14 protein-coding genes are annotated in these 14,475 nt (G+C 68.0%); all 14 read right to left on the bottom strand.

The annotated features are described in order from the left end of the window. Positions 1 to 239: 239 nt before the first annotated feature. The 14 genes from pncB to gspE all read right to left on the bottom strand — a co-directional run bounded on the left by pncB (position 240) and on the right by gspE (position 14,346). Entirely contained in the window at positions 240 to 1,439 is a 1,200-nt protein-coding gene (gene pncB, locus TEP_RS16550) for a nicotinate phosphoribosyltransferase (protein WP_117309506.1), read from the bottom strand. Between the two features lie 109 nt (positions 1,440 to 1,548). Further along, a complete protein-coding gene (locus TEP_RS16555) occupies positions 1,549 to 2,388 on the bottom strand; it encodes a glycosyltransferase family 2 protein (RefSeq protein ID WP_132825982.1) in 840 nt (279 codons plus the stop codon). Further along, positions 2,385 to 3,239, bottom strand: coding sequence for a glycosyltransferase (locus tag TEP_RS16560; protein ID WP_132825983.1), 855 nt, complete (start codon positions 3,237 to 3,239; stop codon positions 2,385 to 2,387). The genes TEP_RS16555 and TEP_RS16560 overlap by 4 nt, the downstream gene beginning before the upstream one ends. Before the next feature lie 395 nt (positions 3,240 to 3,634). Next, positions 3,635 to 5,845, bottom strand: a complete 2,211-nt coding sequence (gspD, locus tag TEP_RS16565) for a type II secretion system secretin GspD (protein WP_132825984.1) — start codon at positions 5,843 to 5,845, stop codon at positions 3,635 to 3,637. Between the two features lie 9 nt (positions 5,846 to 5,854). Continuing rightward, positions 5,855 to 6,643 carry a general secretion pathway protein GspN gene (locus tag TEP_RS16570; RefSeq protein WP_132825985.1) on the bottom strand — a complete coding sequence of 263 codons (789 nt, stop codon included), beginning with the start codon at positions 6,641 to 6,643 and terminating at the stop codon, positions 5,855 to 5,857. Continuing rightward, positions 6,633 to 7,334, bottom strand: a complete 702-nt coding sequence (gene gspM / locus TEP_RS16575; RefSeq protein ID WP_240790762.1) for a type II secretion system protein GspM — start codon at positions 7,332 to 7,334, stop codon at positions 6,633 to 6,635. The genes TEP_RS16570 and gspM overlap by 11 nt, the downstream gene beginning before the upstream one ends. After that, complete coding sequence (locus TEP_RS16580) at positions 7,315 to 8,484, bottom strand: PilN domain-containing protein (protein WP_132825987.1); 1,170 nt, start codon at positions 8,482 to 8,484, stop codon at positions 7,315 to 7,317. The genes gspM and TEP_RS16580 overlap by 20 nt, the downstream gene beginning before the upstream one ends. Beyond that, on the bottom strand, positions 8,481 to 9,344 hold the full coding sequence (locus tag TEP_RS16585) for a type II secretion system protein GspK (RefSeq protein ID WP_132825988.1): 864 nt from the start codon (positions 9,342 to 9,344) through the stop codon (positions 8,481 to 8,483). The genes TEP_RS16580 and TEP_RS16585 overlap by 4 nt, the downstream gene beginning before the upstream one ends. Further along, positions 9,341 to 9,973, bottom strand: a complete 633-nt coding sequence (locus TEP_RS16590) for a type II secretion system protein J (RefSeq protein WP_132825989.1) — start codon at positions 9,971 to 9,973, stop codon at positions 9,341 to 9,343. The genes TEP_RS16585 and TEP_RS16590 overlap by 4 nt, the downstream gene beginning before the upstream one ends. Beyond that, entirely contained in the window at positions 9,970 to 10,389 is a 420-nt protein-coding gene (locus TEP_RS16595; protein WP_132825990.1) for a prepilin-type N-terminal cleavage/methylation domain-containing protein, read from the bottom strand. The genes TEP_RS16590 and TEP_RS16595 overlap by 4 nt, the downstream gene beginning before the upstream one ends. After that, entirely contained in the window at positions 10,386 to 10,880 is a 495-nt protein-coding gene (locus tag TEP_RS16600; RefSeq protein WP_132825991.1) for a GspH/FimT family pseudopilin, read from the bottom strand. The genes TEP_RS16595 and TEP_RS16600 overlap by 4 nt, the downstream gene beginning before the upstream one ends. Before the next feature lie 6 nt (positions 10,881 to 10,886). Then, entirely contained in the window at positions 10,887 to 11,330 is a 444-nt protein-coding gene (gene gspG / locus TEP_RS16605) for a type II secretion system major pseudopilin GspG (RefSeq protein WP_032951922.1), read from the bottom strand. Between the two features lie 49 nt (positions 11,331 to 11,379). After that, positions 11,380 to 12,600, bottom strand: coding sequence for a type II secretion system F family protein (locus TEP_RS16610; RefSeq protein ID WP_093818847.1), 1,221 nt, complete (start codon positions 12,598 to 12,600; stop codon positions 11,380 to 11,382). A 24-nt stretch (positions 12,601 to 12,624) separates the two neighbouring features. Next, positions 12,625 to 14,346, bottom strand: a complete 1,722-nt coding sequence (gene gspE / locus TEP_RS16615; RefSeq protein ID WP_132825992.1) for a type II secretion system ATPase GspE — start codon at positions 14,344 to 14,346, stop codon at positions 12,625 to 12,627. Between the last annotated feature and the right edge of the window lie 129 nt (positions 14,347 to 14,475).

Below are 14,475 nucleotides of genomic sequence, written 5' to 3' on the forward strand. Positions count from 1 at the left end.
ACACGCGCCACACTCATCAGTGCGGTGGTCCGGCGCCTCACCCAGCGCCTTGACCAACGGTCCCATCGTGATTGCTTCAGGACCGGAAACGGAAAGAACCTTCACCGCAGAACTCCCTCAAGGCCTGCTAAACATCCTGTCGCCAGATCGTAAGCGATTCTGTGAATTTCAGCCACACAAATGTGATACGCATCACAAACCACGCCACGGGCGTCGATCGCAGCCGATGAGGTAGCGCGTCACTTTGTGACGGCAGGTCTCTCTTCCGCTGGCAATTCGAACACCTGACGCAGGTAGGACAGGTAGCCGGGGTCGTCGCACATGCTCTTGCCCGGCGAGTCACTGAGCTTGGCCACTGGCTGGCCGTTGCAGCGGACCATCTTGATGACGATGTTGAGCGGGGTCGGCCCCAGATCGTTGGTCAGGTGGGTGCCCACGCCGAACGCCACCTGGCAGCGGCCACGGAAGTAGTCGTACAGGCGCATCACCTTGGTGATGTCGAGCCCATCGCTGAACACCAGTACTTTGCTGCGCGGGTCGACGCGGCGCAGCTGGAAGTGGGCCAGCATGCGGTCGCCCCAGTCGAACGGGTCGCCCGAATCATGGCGCACGCCGTCGAACAGCTTGCAGAAATACATGTCGAAGTCGCGCAGGAACGCGTCCAGCCCGACCACGTCGGACAGGGCGATACCAAGGTCACCGCGGTACTCGCGCGCCCATGATTCCAGCGCCGCCACCTGCGAATCGCGCAGGCGTGGGCCCAGTGCCTGGAACGCCTGCAGGTACTCGTGGGCCATGGTGCCGTGCGGCGTCATGCCATACAGGCGCGCGAAGTGCACGTTGCTGGTGCCGACCAGCTGCGGGCCCAGCGCATCGCGCAGCAGCGGCAGCAGGCGTGCATGCCAGTCGCGCGAGTAGCGGCGGCGGCTGCCATAGTCGGCGATGCGGCACTGTTCGAAGCCGGGGGTATCGCGCAGCAGCGCGGCCTTGGCCTGCAGGCGGCGCTCGCCTTCGGCGAAATCGGCCGTGGTGGTGTTGCGGAACCACACTTCGTTGATGATCGCCAGCAGCGGCACTTCGAACAGGATCGTGTGCAGCCACGGACCGGTGATGTCCAGTTCGATCTCGCCGGGCACCGTCTTCGACGCGCGCAGCTGGATGTACTTGCGGTCCAGGTGGAACAGGCCGAGGAAGTCGGCGAAATCGGGTTTCACGAAGCGCAGGCCACGCATGTAATCCAGCTCTTCATTGCTGAAGCGCAGGCTGCACAGGTGGTCGATCTCCTCATCAATCTGGTCGATGTAGCGGGCCAGCTCGATACCGGGGGTGCGGCATTTGAAACGGTATTGAACCTGCGCGCCGGGGTGCTGGTGCAGCACCGCCTGCATCATGGTGAACTTGTACAGGTCGGTGTCGAGCAGGGACTGGATGATAGGCATGGGGGAATTATGCGCCCGTTCGGGTGAACCGGGGTCCGCAGTGGAGGCGGCCCCCTCACGCGCTCTGCAGTAGATCCACGCCATGCGTGGAGGATCCTGTGGCAGCGCGTTACAGCGACCTGCGCAGCAACCTCGGCACCTGCACCAGTGCATGGGCCCAGATCGCCCCCCACACCGCCACCCGCACCGGCAACGACCGCTGCGGCGCTTCGAACTTGCTGAAATAGCGCCACAGCCCGCGATGCTTGTGCCATTCGACGAAGAACGGGCGCGAACGGCTGGACACCCCGCGCACGTGGGTCACCTTCAGGTCGTTGGCGATGGCGACCACGCCACCGGCCTCACGCACGCGGCGGCACAGGTCCAAGTCTTCGGCGTGCAGCCGATAGCCGGCATCCCAGCCGCCGATGCGATCAAACAGAGCGCGCGGCATCAGCAGCAGCGCACCGGACAATGCCGGCACCTGCTGCAACGGCTGCGCCGGATCGCGGGCAATGGCCAATCGCGCGCCGCGACCGGGCGAGCGCAACATGGCAAGGAAGTCCGGATCACGGCGCCGTACCGCATCATCGGCCTGGCCCTGTTCGTCCACCTGCTCCACCCCCAGCAGACTGTCGCCCACCGCATTGGCGCGGTCACGCAGTGCTGCCAGCGTATCGACTTCGACCATCAGGTCGGGGTTGATGAAGGCCAGCCACGGGCTCCGTGAATCGGCAACGCCCTGGTTGTTGGCTGCGGCAAAACCGGGGTTGTCCGGGTTGGCGATGAAACGTACACGCGGATCGTGGCTGGCGTGGCGCTGCACGACTTCCAGGGTGTCATCCAGCGAACCATTGTCGACCACCCGGATCTCGGCCACGTCCTGCGCCTGGCGCAGCCGCGACAGGCACGCATCGATGGTACTGCCGCTCTGGTAGGTGACGACGATGGCGGCAATGGCGGAATTCAAACAGGCGGCTCCAACGGTGATGGCGGGACGAACAGGTCGCCCTGCCCGCGCGGCATTATCGCCTGCTGCAGGCCGTGCTGCAGGTCCTGGCGCAGCGTGTGCAGCGGGTCGTGCATCAGGAAGTCAGCCAGCCGCGGTACCCAGCCCGGCCAGCGCGCGGCCAGTGCTTCCAGATCGCCGTCGCGGCTGGGTGCTTCACTGGCACGGCTGACGAAGGCGTTTTCGCACAACACGTTGCGCCAGCCGAGACCGGCCATGCGCAGGCTCAGGTCGACCAGCGCCGCGTTCCAGCCCAGGTAGCTTTCTGCATCCAGGCCACCAGCGCGCCGCCGTGCATTGGCGCGCACCAGCACGGCGTGGGTGACCGCCGAAGGGAGTTCAGAATGCAGGCTCGGCAGGGCGGCGCAGACATGGGCCAACAGCGCCGGGTCGTCCGGTTCGGGGTTGAGCTCACCCAAGCGCGGCCACGCTGCGGTTTCGCCCACGTTGCACCACGGCGTGGCCGTGGCAATGGCCGCGTCGCGTGCAAACGTGGCCTGCAGCTGCTGCAGCCATCCCGGCGCAGGTACGCTGTCCGGGGCCAGCACCGCCACGTCCAGGCCATCGCAGGCACGCAGCATTTCGTCCAGGTGGGCCACCTCGCCGAGTGGCCTGGCGCGGCGGGTGTATTCGGCCTGCAACGGCGTATGTGCCAGCCAGTGTTCGACCACCGCCTGTGCACGTGGCCCGGCCTGTGCGTCATCGGCCAGCCAGATCGATGTTCCCGCTGCGGTACCGGCATCAAGCGCGGCCAGGCAGCGGTCAAGTACCGCGTCGTCCACGCCCAGCGGCAACAACACGATCGCCCCCATCCCGCCTCCGTGGTTGTCGGTGGCCACAGCGTAGCATCGGGTGGGTGTGGGCCGGGTTGCACCCGGCACCCGCAGAGGCTTCAAGCCAGGGCCGAAGCAACAGCAACAGCTGGGGTCCTGGGGGATGGCGGGGCGGTATCGGATTGCGGGGACGCCGCAAGTACGTCCTTGTAGGCTTGGCAGCCGCATCCATGCGGCTGACACCCCGCAATCCGACACCCCCCACCTTCGACAGTTTCGCCATGGATGGCGCCATCGAGCCCCCAGGGACGGGTTTACGGCGTGTCCTGCCAGCCCACACCGCCCCGCCATCCCACGGAATGCCCGCTGTTGCCGTTGCCGTTGCCGTTGCTTCGGCTTCGGCTTCGGAGGGTGCCGGGCGCAGCCCGGCCGGCTTACTTCCTGCGCGGCTGGTTCAGCGGCTCCATCGCGCGGAAGCGCTGGCTGTACTCGTCGGTCAGGGTGCGGGCCTCCTGGCCGTTGCGGACGATGGTCGGGGTCAGCAGCACGATCACTTCCGAACGACGGCTGGTGCGGCTCTTCTGGCCGAACAGCGCGCCCAGTACCGGAATCCGGCTCAGGCCGGGAATGCCGCTGCTGCCATCGGTGGCCGAATCGGTGATCAGGCCGGCCAGCATGATGGTGTCCCCGCTCTGCACCGCCGCCTCGGTGGCCAGCTTCTTGGTGGAGATGCGCGGATTGCAGTTGCGCTCCTGCGGATTGCAGTTCTCCGGCACGTCCGATGCGCTGCTGATCTCCTGCACGATATCCAGGAACACCGTGCCGTCGCGGGTGACGCGCGGGCGCACCTTGAGGATCACGCCGGTGTCGATGTACTGCACCGAGCTGTAGCTGCTGGTGCCGATGCCGGTGTTGACCGTGGTGGTGTTGATCGGCACCTTGTCGCCCACGTTGAGGGTGGCTTCGGCGTTGTTGCGCACGAACACCGACGGCGTCTGCAGCAGGCGCACGTCGGTGACCTTGTCCAGCGCGCTGACCACCGCCGCACCGTTGTGCCCGGTGAACGCCCAGCCGACGCCATCGGTGCCGGTCACCGCACCGGCGAAGGTGTTCCAGGAGCCGCCGGCCGCTGCGGGCAGGGTCAACCCGGACAGCGCGCCGGTCAGCGCACGCCCTGCCACGGCATTGTCGAAGAACCAGTTGACGCCGTACTTCAGGTCGCCGGTCAGCCCGACTTCGGCCACCTGCGCTTCGATGTGCACCTGCAGCGGCATCACGTCCAGCTTTTCAATCACCTCGCGGATCGAGCGCCAGGCCTGCGGCGTCGAACGCACCAGCAGCGTGTTGGTTTCCTCCACCGCCGACACGCCGACACGATCACCCTCCACTTCCAGGCTGATGCTGACGTTGCCCGACTGGCGCTGCGGCAGGTTCAGGCTGCCGGCGCTGCTGCCACTACCGCTGCTGCTGCCGCCACCGACCTGGTTGTTGAAACTGCTGCTGTTGCCCGCGTCCATGCCGCGGTCGCCCTCGCTGCCCAGCTGCGAGGGAATGGCACCCGGCGCCAGCGATGCCGAGCCGGAGCCGCCGCGGTTGCCGCTGCTGGCAAAGGCTTCGCTGAGGCGTTCGGCCAGGTCGCGTGCCTTGATGTATCGCAGTTCATGCGAGAACAGGCGCGCGCTGCCGCCGGCGGTATCGATGCGGTCCAGCCACTGCTGGATCTGGTCCAGGTAGCGCACCTGCGGGGTGATCACCAGCACTGCATTGGCGTTTTCCAGCGGCAGGAAACGGAACATGCCGGCACTGGGCGTCTTGCTCTCTTCGCCGAAGACCTTCTCCAGATCGGCGGCAACCTGCTCGGCCTTGCCGGACTGGATCGGGAATACGCCCACCGACATGCCCGAAAGCCAGTCGACGTCGAAGATCTCGACGGTATGCAGGTAGTTCTCCAGTTCCGCGCGCGTACCGCCGAGGGTGATCACGTTGCGGCCGCTGTCGACGTTGACGATGGCATTGGGCCGCGCGTACGGCTCCAGCACCTTCTTCATCTCGCTTGCAGAGATGAACTGCAGCGGCACCACGCGCACTTCAAAACCGCGTGCGCTGGAGGCCGGCGCGGTGCTCGGCGCCACGGTGCCGGCCAGTGCCTGGTCGGCGGCGACGATGTTGTAGCGGCCACCGCTGTAGACCATGCGGGCGTTGTTCCAGCCCAGCACCATCTCCAGCAGGTTCAGTGCCTGTGCCGGCGATACCGGCTTGGGCGTGGCCAGGGTCACCGTGCCCTGCACGCCCGGGGCGATCACGTAGTTCTGGCCGAGCATGTCCCCGAGGATGGCCTTGACCACCGCATGTACCGATTCGCCTTCGAAGTTGAAGGTCGCCTCACCGGAGCTGGCCGCATGCAGCGCGGGCGATGGCTTGCGCGCGGCCTCGCGGTTGATCATGGTGCCGGTGCCACGGCGGATCACCGCCTGCGGCGCGCCCTGCACCTGATCGGCCACCTCGGTCTGCGCATCGACGGCCGCCTGGCCGGCACTGGCCGAGGGCTGCAGGTTGCCGTTGCGTTGCACATGCGGGGCCGACACGGTGCTGCAGCCGACCAGCAGCGTCAGGGCGAAGGACCAGGGAAGAAAACGCAGATTCATGCATTCACTCTATCGGTTGGTGCCATCGCCCGGGGGCGGCGACGGTTGTTGCTGCTGTTGCTGCAGCTGACGGCGGCGGGCCTGGATGCGTTCGCGGATGGCCTGCATCTGCGCTTCGCTGGGACCGTTGGTATTTGCAGGGGGCGCTGCGGCTGCGGCCGCTGCAGGCGCGACGGGAGCCGCATTGCCATCGGCGGCACGGGGGTTGGGCGACGTCTGGCTGGGCGTTGCCTGCGGTGGCGGCGGCGGAACCACCGCGCCAGGCACAGGCGGTGTGCCAGTGGCTCCGCGCAGCGCGGTCGGCGCTTCACCGCCCTGGCCATTGAACACGGCCAGTTCCAGCACCTGGCTGCCGCTGGAACCGATCACCGTGGCCTGGCGCGGTTCCAACGCCACCAGCTGCCAGCCATCGACTGCATCGCCGTTGAGGCGCAGGCGCAGCGACCGGCCCTGCTCGGTGGTGAAGGTGGCCATGCTGAAGTCGCCGGTCATCAGCACGCCGGTCAGGCGCAGTGCCGGACTGGCGGTGGTCTCACTGCCCCCCAGCAGATACGGACGCGGCTTGCGGTCTTCGGCGAACAGGGGCCGTTCGCTGATCACGCTGTAGCTGTCTGCGCCGGCCATGCGTTCGGGCGCCAGCACGGGCAGCGCCGGCAGCGCGGCCTGCGCCTCGCCCTCCGCACTGACCGTGGGCAGCTGGCTGCCAAGACCGAAGCCGGTGGCGAGCCAGATCGCTGCGGCCCATCCGGCCAGCGCCAGCAACAGCCCGGTGCGCAGGCTGATCTGCTCAAGCCTCATCGGCCACCTCCTGCGCATCGGCAGCAGGCTGCTCCGCCGGTGAAGGTGCAGGTACCGGCGGCGACACCACTGGCGGCGTGGCCGCGGGTGCTGTCGAGGGATCGGCAGCCGCAGCCGGCAGCAGGTAGCCGGCCAGCTCGAAGGACACGTCCAGGCCGAGGCCGGATTCGTTGGGCGATTGCTGGAAGCGCTGTGCAATCAGGTTGAGGTTGTCCACGAACAGACGCGGGCTGCCGGTCTCCAGGCTGTGCAGCACGGTGGCCAGTTCGGCCACGCCACAGCGCAGGCGCACCTGCATGGCCACGCGCACGAACGCAGCATCGCGACGGTTGTCGCTCAACGGCGTGCGGTTGCTGATGGTGCAGCTGCGGTTGCCCGGGCTGGCCATCGCCACCGCATCCTGCAGGCGTGCGCCGAGCGCGGCCGCAGCGGCCTCGGCGGTAGCTTCCTGCAGGAACCCCGGGCGCTGCTGCAGGGCCTCGCGGGTTGCGCGCAGCCGCTGTTCGATCTGCGGCTGCTGCTGCAGCTGCGCCTGCACGCGCTGCTGGCGCTCGCGCAGGGCGGCGGCATCGGCATCGATCGCCAGCAGCGGCTGGGTGAACCACGGGTGCACCAGCAGCAGATAGGCCAGGCCCAGCACTGCCAACAGCAGTGCCAGTGCCAGCCAGCGGTCACGGCGTGCGCTTGGCATCGGCATTGGCCGCCTCCGTGGTTGCAGTCGGGGCGGGTGCCGGCGCCGGTGCCGCCGAAGGCAATGGCTGCAGCTCGGCGGTCAGGGTGAAGCGGTCGCGGCCACTGGCGGCACCGTCAGCCTGCAGCACGCCGGTAAGGTTGACCTTGCGCCACTGCGGCGCGTCCTGCAGCAGCGTGACCAGCTGCGATGCTTCGCTGCTGAGGCCGATCAACTGCAGGCTGTTGTTCTCGATCGCCAGTTTTTCCAGGTAGGTGCCATCGGGCAGGCGTCGGGTCAGCTCGTTCCAGACTTCGACAGTACTGGCGCGCTGGTTGCGCTGCGTTTCCAGGAACGCCGCTCCATCCAGCAGCGCCTGCAGCTGGCTGCGTTCGCTGGCCACACCACGTGCACTGCGGGCGCTGCGCTCGACGTCTGCACGCAGTGCGTCGACAGCGTCACGACGGTTGTCCAGCAGCTGCGTCGCCGCCAGCACCAGCATCACCAGTGCCGCTGCGGCGAGCAGCAGGTTCCAGCGCCGCATCGGGTCCGGTCGCTGCTGACGCTGCGCGGGCGGCAGCAGGTTGACCTGCAACGTGCGGCCCTGGACATCGATCGCATCGACACCGGCCAGCACGTCGGCCCACGCTCCGATCTGCGCGCGCCAGTCATCCAGCTGACGCAGCGGCCAGGCCACCAGCTCCACCTGCAGCAGGCCTTCGCCGGCACTGCCCAGCTCACGGATGTCATAGCTGACCTGGCTGGCTTCGAACGGTGTCTGCCGGTCGATCTCGTAGCCGACCACCGCACGCAGGCGGTCAGCGGCGGCGGCAGGCAGACGCAGGGTGCGCCGCAGAACCTGCCCGGCCGGCAGCAGCCACACCCGTGGCAGGCTGCGCAGGCGCGGCTCCAGCACGCGGTCCAGGTCCGCCGGTTGCAGCGGCCACGGCAGGCGCGCCACGGGCTCGAGACCGTCGCCGGTTTCACGCCAGACCTGTAGTTGCCCGTCCTCGCACTGCAGCAGCAGGCGGGTCTGCGACCAGCCCAGCGCCCATTGCCAGCGCATCGGCACCCAGGCCAGCAACGACTGCCGCCACCAGCGCAGGAAACGGCCGGCACCGGGGCCGATCTGGCCCTGCACCTGCCGCAGGCTGTCCTGCCACGCCGTCATCTTGCTGCCATTCCCTGCTCCCAGCGAAGCACTGTGTAGGTCCGGCCGGGCACCCCGCCCGATCCGTTGCGCACCACCGCCTGCAGCACCGACAGGCGTCCGCTGCCGTCAGTGGCGCGGGACTCGATACTATAGGTGCCACTGCCGCTGGCAAGCGCCGATGCACCCGCAGCGTTATCTCCGTCACGCTCCTGCTGGGCGCGTTGCGCCAGCAGTTGTTCCGCATCCAGGCCCAATGCCGTCAACACCGGTCCACTGGCGAAACGTGGATCCGGGCGCGCCTGCCGGCTGTAGAGCGTCAGGTGCGGCAGCATCGCGGCATACAGCGACCCGCGCATCCCCAGCACCCGCTGCAGTTCGCCCATGGTTTCAAAGCGCCTGTTGCGCGGGCCATAGGGCAGGCCTGCGGCGGCGTACTCCGGCGCCTCGGCACCGCCACCGGGCTGCAGCAGGCTGTCTTCGTCGCGCCAGTCGATGATCGCAGCGGCCACCTGCCTGGCGCTTTCTGCCGGCTCGCCCAGTGCCTGCATGAATGCGGACAGCAGGGCCGCATCGGCCAGGTTGAGGTTGATCTTGCCGTTCTCGTCCAGCACCCGGATCTCGATGCGGGCGTCGTCGAACTGCCAGCGATAGGCGCGGCCATCAGCCTGCCACGGCGGACGCTGCGGGTCCGGCTGCAGCCGCAGCAACGCGTATTCCAGGCCGGCGCGGGCGCGCTCCTGGCCGCGTGCGTCGTCACCGAGCACCCGCTGCTGCAGGTGTTCGACCCGTGCGCTGAGCGCAAAGGCGCCGACCAGCGCGGTCATCAGCGCGATCAACCACAGCACCAGGACCAGCGCGGCACCACGTGGACGCTTCATCGCGCACCTCCGCTGCCACCGGCCCGCAGTGACACCACCAGCGGCGGCCACGGCGTGCCCCTGGCCGGCACGATCTGCACTTCCACCAGCAATGGCAGGCGCCGGGTGTCCTCCCAGCGTGGCAGCCATTCGGTCAGCTGCCCGTTGCTGGCGTCGACACCGCGGTAGCGCAGCCGCACCTCCTTCAATTCCTCCGCCAGCACCTCGGGCGGGCGCGGCGGGTTCTCTTCGATGCGCTCGCCTTCCTGCAGCAGCACCAGCCCCAGCAGCAAGCGGCGGTGGCCGGCTGCGCCATCCACCTGCAGCGCATGCAGGTAAGGGCCGCCACGACCGAGATAGCCCGGCAGGTCGGCAACGAACTGCATGCCCTGATCGTCACCCTGGAAGAACACCGGTTCGCGGGTGGGATCGGGCACTTCCAGCGGGCTGCGCAGGGCACTGGCGAGCTGCCGCCGCAGCAGGGCCTGCACGGCGCGCATGCGTTCGCTCTGCGCGGCAATCTGCTCGCCGCGCTGGCTGATCGCCATCGCCGAGCGCACGCTGGCGAACGCCAGCGCCAGGCCGCCTGCCAGCAGCACCGTAGCCAGCATCACTTCGACCAGGGTGAAGCCGCGCGCGCGGCGCCTCATCGCGCATTCTCCAGTGCCGGTGGCAACAGACGCAGGCTGCGCCAGCGCAACTGCTCGCGCTCGCTGTCGCCCCAGCGCACCTGCAGCTGCAGTTCCGCCAGCCAGGGTGCGCCCGGCGACTGCGCAGCCGGCAGCGCACCACTGCGCGGCTCGGTCCAGGGCTGCACCTGCAGCTGCCAGTGATAACGCCCCTGCTCCCACTCGCCCTGCTGGCTGCCGGCCTGCAGCGGCGCTTCCACGCCGGCAGCGGCCAGCAACGATTGCGCGTGCAGCACCGCGCGCGTGCGCAGCTCGGCGTCGCGCACCTGCCGCGCGCCGCCGGACAGGCTGCCCAGCAACAGCGTCAGCGCCAGCCCGAGCAAGGCGAAGGCAACGATCACTTCCAGCAGGGTAAAACCACGGGTGCGCGACCTCATTGCGCCCGCCACGGTCCGGAACGGACTTCACCGGTCACCCAGCCGACATCAATGCGCCACTCGGCGCTCTCCAGCTGCAGGCGGATGCGGCCGCCACTGGAGCCGCCGTCGGGATGGAATTCGATCACGCCCTGGCCGGGCGCGGTGGCCAACTGCGCGGCACCCTCGAACTGCACCTTCAGCTTGGCCGGCACTTCACCGTGGCGCTGGCTGGCGCCCTGCCAACGATGCTGCGCCGGTTCGATCACGAAGCGCTGCGGTTCGCCGCGGGCAATGGCCTGCGCGCGCACCATGCGCAGCTGGTTGGCGATGTCCTTGCCGGCACTGCGCAGCTGCATGCCGGCAAAGCCGCGCGACATGCCAGCGGCGGTGATCAGGCCGATGGCCGCGATCAACGCGATCACCAGCAGCATTTCCAGCAGCGACAGGCCCGCCGCGCGCCTGCCGTGCAGGCGCGGGCGTGACACCCGGCGCGGCAGGAAAAGCAGCATGCGTGCTTACGGCTGGTAGCGGATGTCAGCGTCGACGCTGCTGCCGCCAGCCTTGCCGTCCTTGCCCAGGCTGATCAGCTCATACGCCTGGCCCTCGCCCGGTGCGCGGTACTCCAGCGCGTGGCCCCACGGATCGTTGAGGTCGGCAGGCTTGGCATACGGCCCCAGCCAGCCGCCGACGCCGGCCGGTGCGGTCACCAGGTCGTTGAGCGAAGCGGGCAGCTTGCCGGTGTCGATCTGGTAGTTGTCGACCTTGGAGGCAACGGTCTGCACCTGCGCCTTGGCGATGTTGGCCTTGCCACGATCGGCGCCGCCGAGCACGCGGCTGGCGACCAGGGTCAGCACCGCGCCGATCAGCACGATGACGATGATGATCTCCAGCAGGCTCATGCCCGACTGGTGGCGTGCGGCGGTGAAGGAAAGGCGGATCGGTCGACGGGAAGCAATCATGGTCGGTCCTTTCAGGTACGGGATGTCGGGGTTGCGAAGGAGGCCATCGTCAGCCGATGGCGTTGGTAAGGTCGTACAAGGGCACCAGCACGGCCACGATCACCGCGCCGACCACCGAGGCCAGCACCAGGGTGATCGCCGGCACCATCGCCGCCAGCAGGCGGTCGATGCGACGGGCGCTGTCCTGTTCGAAAGTATCAGCAGCTTTCAGCAGCATGGTATCGAGCGCGCCGGACTCCTCGCCGACCTGGATCATCTGCAGCGCCAGCCGGGGAAAACGCTTGCCGCGCGACAACGCCAGCGACAGGCCGGTGCCGTTCTTGACCTCGTCGGCGGCGGTCTCCAGGTCTGCGGCCAGCGCGCGGTTGCCGAGCACGTTGCCGGCGATGCCCAGTGCCCCCAGCAGCGGCACGCCGTTGCGCAGCAGCGTTCCCAGGGTACGCGCCAGCCGTGCGGTTTCCAGCTCGCCCAGCAGGCGGCCAATGCCGCGCCGCTGCAGCAGCCAGCCATCCAGCGCCAGACGGAACGCGGGTTGCCGCGACTTGCGTTCGAACAGCAGCAGCAGCACGCCCGGCACCACCAGCAGCAGCACCCACCAGTCGCGCACGAACAGGCCCAGCTGCAGCACCAGGTTGGTGAACCACGGCAGTGCTACGTCCAGGCTTTCGTACATCTGTGCGAACTGCGGCACCACATAGCCCAGCAGGAACAGCAGCGCACCGCCCACCACCACCAGCAGGATCGCCGGATACACCAGCGCGTTGATCACCTTGCCCTGCAGCGCGCGGCTGCGTTCAAGGTAATCGGCAAGCCGCTGCAGGGTCTCGTGCAGGCTGCCACCGGCCTCGCCGGCGCGCACCATGTTCACGTACAGACGCGAGAACAGTCCGTGCTGGCGTTCCAGCGCAGTCGACAGCGGCGCGCCACCACGCACCACGTCGCGGATGTCAGTGATCGCGCGGCGCGAGCGCTCGTCTTCGGGCAGGCTGAGCAGGATCGACAGCGCGCGGTCCAGCGGCTGCCCGGCACCGAGCAGGGTGGCCAACTGCTGGGTGAACTGCAGCAATGCCGCGCCCTGCAGCGGACGCTGGCGGAACAGGCCGCGCAGGCTGCTGCCGCCAACCGCCCCCCCGTCGGCCAGCTGCGTTTCCATCGGCAGATGGCCCTGGTCCTGCAGGCGCGCGACCAGCTCGGCCTCGCTGGCCGCTTCCATCTGTCCGTCGAACACTTCACCGTGTGGGTTCAGTGCCTTGTAACGGTAGTTCGGCATGTCAGCGTCGTCCCTGCACGCGCATCAGCCTTCCTCGGTCACGCGCAGGACTTCCTCGAGGGTCGTCTGCCCGCTCAGGGCCTTGCTCAGGCCGTCCTCGTACATGGTGCGCATGCCGGCTTCGCGGGCGATGCGCTCGATCTCGCCCATGCCATCGCGACGCATCACCGCACGGCGCAGCGCGTCGTTCATCACCAGGAATTCCATGATGGTGGTGCGCCCCAGGTAGCCGGTCGGCGCCAGCGCCGAAGACTTCGGGCGATACAGGTGGATCGTTCCATCCGGTTGCAGGCGGCGCAGGTCGAAGCGTTCGATCTCTTCCGGCGAAGCTTCGTAGCGTTCGGCGTGGGTCGGCTCCAGCCGGCGCACCAGGCGCTGGGCCAGGATGCCGTTGATGGTGGAGGTGAGCAGATAATCTTCCACGCCCATGTCGAGCAGGCGGGTGATGCCGCCTGCGGCGTTGTTGGTGTGCAGGGTGGACAGCACCAGGTGGCCGGTCAACGCTGACTGAATCGCGATGCGCGCGGTTTCCAGATCGCGCATTTCACCGATCATGATGATGTCCGGATCCTGGCGCACGATGCTGCGCAGCGCATTGGCGAAATCCAGCCCGATCTGTGGCTTGGCCTGGATCTGGTTGATGCCTTCGATCTGGTACTCGACCGGATCTTCAACGGTGATGATCTTGACGTCGGCGGTGTTGAGCTGGCTCAGCGCGGTGTACAGCGTGGTGGTCTTGCCCGACCCGGTGGGGCCGGTCACCAGCAGGATGCCGTGCGGCTGTTCAAGCACCTTGCGGAACTGCGGCAGGAAGGCATCGGTGAAGCCCAGCCGATGGAAGTCGAACACCACCGTCTCGCGATCAAGCAGGCGCATCACCACGCTTTCGCCGTGCGCGGTGGGCACCGTGCTGACACGCAGGTCCAGTTCCTTGCCCTGCACGCGCAGCATGATGCGGCCATCCTGCGGCAGGCGGCGCTCGGCGATGTTGAGCCGGGCCATGATCTTGATGCGGCTGATCACCGCGGCGGTCAGGTTGGCCGGCGGACTCTCGCCGTCGACCAGCACGCCATCGACGCGGTAACGCACTTTCAGCCGGTTTTCGAACGGCTCGACATGGATGTCCGATGCGCGCAGTTCGACCGCGCGCTGGATGACCAGGTTGACCAGGCGGATCACCGGCGCTTCGGAAGCAAGATCGCGCAGGTGCTCGATATCGTCCACTGCGCCGCCCTCGCCATCGGCGGTTTCCACGATCGCGCCCATCGCACTGCGGCCCTGGCCGAACCAGCGCTCGACCAGATCATCTATCTCCGCGCGCATGCCCAGCAGCGGCGTGACCGGTACACCCAGTGCCAACTGCACGGCCTGCTGCGGGTAAGGATCGTGGGCGTCGGCCAACCACAGCTGCACGCCGTGTTCATCCAGCGCCAGCGGGCACACGTGGAATTGCTTGAGGAAGCGCAGCGACAGCGGCAGGCCTTCGGCCAGCGCCTGCGGTGGCGATTCAGGCAGCTGCCGTCCTTCCAGCAGTGGCAGGCCCAGCACATCGGCGCTGGCCTGCGCCTGGTCACGTTCGGACACCAGCCCAAGCCGTACCAGCAACCCAAGCAGACTGCCACCGGACTCGGCATGCAGCGGCCGCGCACGTGCCAGATCTCCTTCCTTGAGCCGACCACGTGCCAGCAGCGCATCGAGGATGCGGCTTTCAGTGTCGTCGGTGGCAGTGGCAGCGAGCGCGTTCACATGACTCTCCTGTCGATCGTCCCGACTTTAGCAGTTAAGCCGTGGTTTCCACCCTCTCCGGTTCTCCTTTCGTAAAAAGACGAGGCCCGTCACACAGGTGACGGGCCCCGCTTATTCATTTACGACAGT

Source organism: Stenotrophomonas sp. TEPEL (assembly GCF_004348785.1).
In the GTDB taxonomy this organism is placed as follows: domain Bacteria; phylum Pseudomonadota; class Gammaproteobacteria; order Xanthomonadales; family Xanthomonadaceae; genus Stenotrophomonas; species Stenotrophomonas indicatrix.

Bases quoted from the DNA above. Each gene is read 5' to 3' on its own strand.
- pncB (WP_117309506.1), bottom strand. From the start codon at position 1,439: ATGCCTATCATCCAGTCCCTGCTCGACACCGACCTGTACAAGTTCACC.
- TEP_RS16560 (WP_132825983.1), bottom strand. From the start codon at position 3,239: ATGGGGGCGATCGTGTTGTTGCCGCTGGGCGTGGACGACGCGGTACTT.
- gspD (WP_132825984.1), bottom strand. From the start codon at position 5,845: ATGAATCTGCGTTTTCTTCCCTGGTCCTTCGCCCTGACGCTGCTGGTC.
- TEP_RS16570 (WP_132825985.1), bottom strand. From the start codon at position 6,643: ATGAGGCTTGAGCAGATCAGCCTGCGCACCGGGCTGTTGCTGGCGCTG.
- gspM (WP_240790762.1), bottom strand. From the start codon at position 7,334: ATGCCAAGCGCACGCCGTGACCGCTGGCTGGCACTGGCACTGCTGTTG.
- TEP_RS16580 (WP_132825987.1), bottom strand. From the start codon at position 8,484: ATGACGGCGTGGCAGGACAGCCTGCGGCAGGTGCAGGGCCAGATCGGC.
- TEP_RS16585 (WP_132825988.1), bottom strand. From the start codon at position 9,344: ATGAAGCGTCCACGTGGTGCCGCGCTGGTCCTGGTGCTGTGGTTGATC.
- TEP_RS16590 (WP_132825989.1), bottom strand. From the start codon at position 9,973: ATGAGGCGCCGCGCGCGCGGCTTCACCCTGGTCGAAGTGATGCTGGCT.
- TEP_RS16595 (WP_132825990.1), bottom strand. From the start codon at position 10,389: ATGAGGTCGCGCACCCGTGGTTTTACCCTGCTGGAAGTGATCGTTGCC.
- TEP_RS16600 (WP_132825991.1), bottom strand. From the start codon at position 10,880: ATGCTGCTTTTCCTGCCGCGCCGGGTGTCACGCCCGCGCCTGCACGGC.
- gspG (WP_032951922.1), bottom strand. From the start codon at position 11,330: ATGATTGCTTCCCGTCGACCGATCCGCCTTTCCTTCACCGCCGCACGC.
- TEP_RS16610 (WP_093818847.1), bottom strand. From the start codon at position 12,600: ATGCCGAACTACCGTTACAAGGCACTGAACCCACACGGTGAAGTGTTC.